Below are 3055 nucleotides of genomic sequence, written 5' to 3' on the forward strand. Positions count from 1 at the left end.
GGGATCGAACGCTTGGCCACGTTGGCTGCATAGTCGCCGATGCGTTCGATATCCGAGGCAATGCGCAGGGCGGCGAACACCGCGCGAAGATCGCTGGCCATCGGTGCGCGCAGTGCCAGTAGCCGGACCACGCCGTGGCTGATCTCGTTCTCCATGCTGTCAATGGCATCGTCATTGTCGACCACGCGCTGGGCCGAGCGTTCGTCACGGCGTTCGACCACGTCGATGGCCGCTTCCAGTTGCTTGACGGAAAGCTCGCCCATGCGTGCGATCTCGCCTGTCAGACGGACCAGTTCGGTGTCGTAACTCTTGATGATGTGGTCGGTGGATGTGGTCATGGGTATTTCCGGCGCCGGCAGTGGTTGGGATGGTGCATGGTGGGCGTTGCAAAATGCGCTGGGATGCATGCCCCGGTGATGAGCGGATGCCGCTGATGCGGCCTCCGCACCGTTCGATGGCTCAGCCGAAGCGACCGGTGATGTAGTCCTCGGTCTGCTTCTTGGTCGGTTTGGTGAAGATCTTTTCGGTGTTGCCGAATTCGATCAATTCGCCCAGATACATGAAGGCCGTATAGTCGGACACGCGCGCGGCCTGCTGCATGTTGTGGGTCACGATCACGATGGTGAACGTGCGCTTGAGCTCCTCGATCAGCTGCTCGATGCGGCTGGTGGCGATCGGGTCGAGTGCCGAAGTCGGTTCGTCCAGCAGCAGCACATCCGGTCGCAGCGCGATGCAGCGTGCGATGCACAGACGCTGCTGCTGTCCACCGGACAGGCCCAGTGCGCTCTGCTTGAGCTTGTCCTTGGCCTCGTCCCAGATCGCGGCCTGACGCAGCGCCTCTTCGACGCGCTGGTCCATCTGCTTGCGGTTGAGCTTCTGGTGGTGACGGATGCCGTAGGCCACGTTCTCGTAAATGGTCATCGGGAACGGCACCGGCTTCTGGAACACCATGCCGACCTTGGAACGCAGGCGGTTCATGGAGTAGCTGGCGGCCAGGATGTTCTCGCCTTCGAGCTCCACCGAGCCCTCCGCGCGCAGCTTCGGATACATCGAATAAATGCGGTTGAACACGCGCAGCAGCGTGGACTTGCCGCAGCCGGACGGGCCGATGATGGCGGTGACCAGCTTTTCCGGAATGTCCATGCTGATGTTCTTCAGGGCATGGAAATCCTGGTAGAAGAAGTTGAGGTCGCGGACCTTGATCTTGTTGCGGACAGTTTCGAGCCCTTCCGGGGCTGGCGTGACCGCAGTGGCGGCGGAGGCCAGGTCAGTCATAACTCACCTTCTTGCGTATGAAGAACAGACGGGTCAGCAAGCTCAGCGCAAGCACGAACAGCGTGATCAGCAGGGCGCCAGCCCATGCGATGGCATGCAGCGTCGGGTTGGGGTCGTTGGTGTACTGGTAGATCGCGACCGGCAGGCTCGCGGTCTTGCTCAGCGGACTGTAGGTCATGAAGTTGTTGCCAAAGGCCGTGAACAGCAACGGGGCCGTCTCGCCGGCCAGGCGCGCCAGAGCCAGCAGCACGCCGGTCAGGATGCCGGACGTGGCCGCGCGCATCAGCACCTGCACGGTCAGTTTCCACTGCGGGATGCCCAGCGACAGCGCCGCCTCGCGCAGGGTGCCGGGCACCAGCTGCAGCATCTCGTCGGTGGTGCGCACGATCACCGGCAGGCCGATCAGGGCCAGCGCTATGGAACCGGCCAGGCCAGAGAACGATACTTCGCCGTTCGTCATGTTGGACATCGGCACCACGACGATCACGTAGACGAACAGGCCGAGCACGATCGACGGCGCCGAGAGCAGGATGTCGTTGAGGAAGCGGATGGTCGCGCCCAGCTTGGAGGTATTGGCGTATTCGGCCAGGTAGGTTCCCGCCAGAACGCCGATGGGCGCGCAGATCAGCAGCGCCAGCATGTCCATGCCCAGGGAGCCGACGATGGCGTTGGACAGGCCACCATCGGCGCCATAGGCGGTGATCTTGGTGAACAACGTCAGGTTCAGTGCGCTGATGCCATTGCTGACCGTCACCCACAGGATCCAGGCCAGGAAGATCAGGCCGATCACGGTGGCGATGGCGCTCAGCACCATGGCGATGATGTTGCTGATCTTGCGCCGGGTGTAGATGGCGTTGGACATCAGCTGCCCTCCCGTTTGGACAACTGGCGCAACATCAGTCGTGCGATCAGCAGCACGATGAAGGTGACCACGAACAGCAGGAATCCCAGCGCGATCAGCGCCGAGCGGTGCGTGCCCACGGCCTCGTTGAATTCGTTGGCGATGGACGATGAGATCGAGGTGCCCGGCATCAGCAGCGAACTGGTGATGTTGTAGGAATTGCCGAGCACGAAGGTGACCGCCATGGTCTCGCCCAGCGCGCGGCCCAGGCCCAGGAAGATGCCGCCGATCACCGCCGAGCGGGTGTACGGCAGGACGATGTCCCAGACCACTTCGCGGGTGGTCGAGCCCAGCGCATAGGCCGATTCCTTCAGGCGCGCGGGCACGGTCAGGAAGACCTCGCGCATCACCGAGGAAATGAACGGCAGGATCATCACTGCCAGCACGATGCCTGCAGTCAGGATGCCCAGGCCCAGGGGTGGACCCTGGAACAGCTTGCCGATCAGCGGGATGCTGCCCAGCGTGCTGCTGAGCGCCGGTTCGATGCTTGACATGAACGGCACGAACACGAACAGGCCCCACATGCCGTAGATGATCGAGGGAATGCCCGCCAGCAATTCAATGGCGGTGGAGATCGGACCGCGCATCCAGGAGGGCGCGATCTCGGTCAGGAACAGGGCGATGCCGAAGCTGACCGGGACGGCCAGCACCAGCGCGATGAGCGAGGTGACCAGGGTGCCGAAGATCGGCGCCAGCGCGCCGTAGTTGTCGGTGACCGGGTTCCAGGCCGTGCTGGTCAGGAAATGCAGGCCGTGCCCAAACAGGACTTCGCGCCCGCCCCAAAGTGTCGACAGGGCGGCCCCCAGCAGGGCGGCGAGCACCAGGAGTGCACAGAAGCCGAGGATACGTCGGAAGAAGACGTCGAGGCGGGCGTCCCGA

4 protein-coding genes are annotated in these 3055 nt (G+C 63.2%); all 4 read right to left on the reverse strand.

What is annotated here, in order from left to right:
• Positions 1–338 (reverse strand): PhoU domain-containing protein (locus PF446_RS10200; RefSeq protein ID WP_298071319.1); only part of this gene is annotated, 338 nt, incomplete at its 3' end.
• Positions 339–459: 121 nt separating this feature from the next.
• Positions 460–1275 (reverse strand): phosphate ABC transporter ATP-binding protein PstB, encoded by an 816-nt coding sequence (gene pstB / locus PF446_RS10205; protein WP_298071320.1) that lies wholly within the window; start codon positions 1273–1275, stop codon positions 460–462.
• Entirely contained in the window at positions 1268–2137 is an 870-nt protein-coding gene (gene pstA, locus PF446_RS10210; protein WP_298071321.1) for a phosphate ABC transporter permease PstA, read from the reverse strand. Before pstA ends, pstB begins: the two co-directional genes overlap by 8 nt.
• Positions 2137–3021 (reverse strand): phosphate ABC transporter permease subunit PstC, encoded by an 885-nt coding sequence (pstC, locus tag PF446_RS10215; RefSeq protein ID WP_298071322.1) that lies wholly within the window; start codon positions 3019–3021, stop codon positions 2137–2139. The genes pstA and pstC overlap by 1 nt, the downstream gene beginning before the upstream one ends.
• Positions 3022–3055: the final 34 nt, after the last annotated feature.

Source organism: Oleiagrimonas sp. (genome assembly GCF_027858935.1).
GTDB lineage: Bacteria > Pseudomonadota > Gammaproteobacteria > Xanthomonadales > Rhodanobacteraceae > Oleiagrimonas.

Coding starts and splice junctions, on each gene's coding strand:
- pstB (WP_298071320.1), bottom strand. CDS start 1,275: ATGACTGACCTGGCCTCCGCCGCCACTGCGGTCACGCCAGCCCCGGAA.
- pstA (WP_298071321.1), bottom strand. CDS start 2,137: ATGTCCAACGCCATCTACACCCGGCGCAAGATCAGCAACATCATCGCC.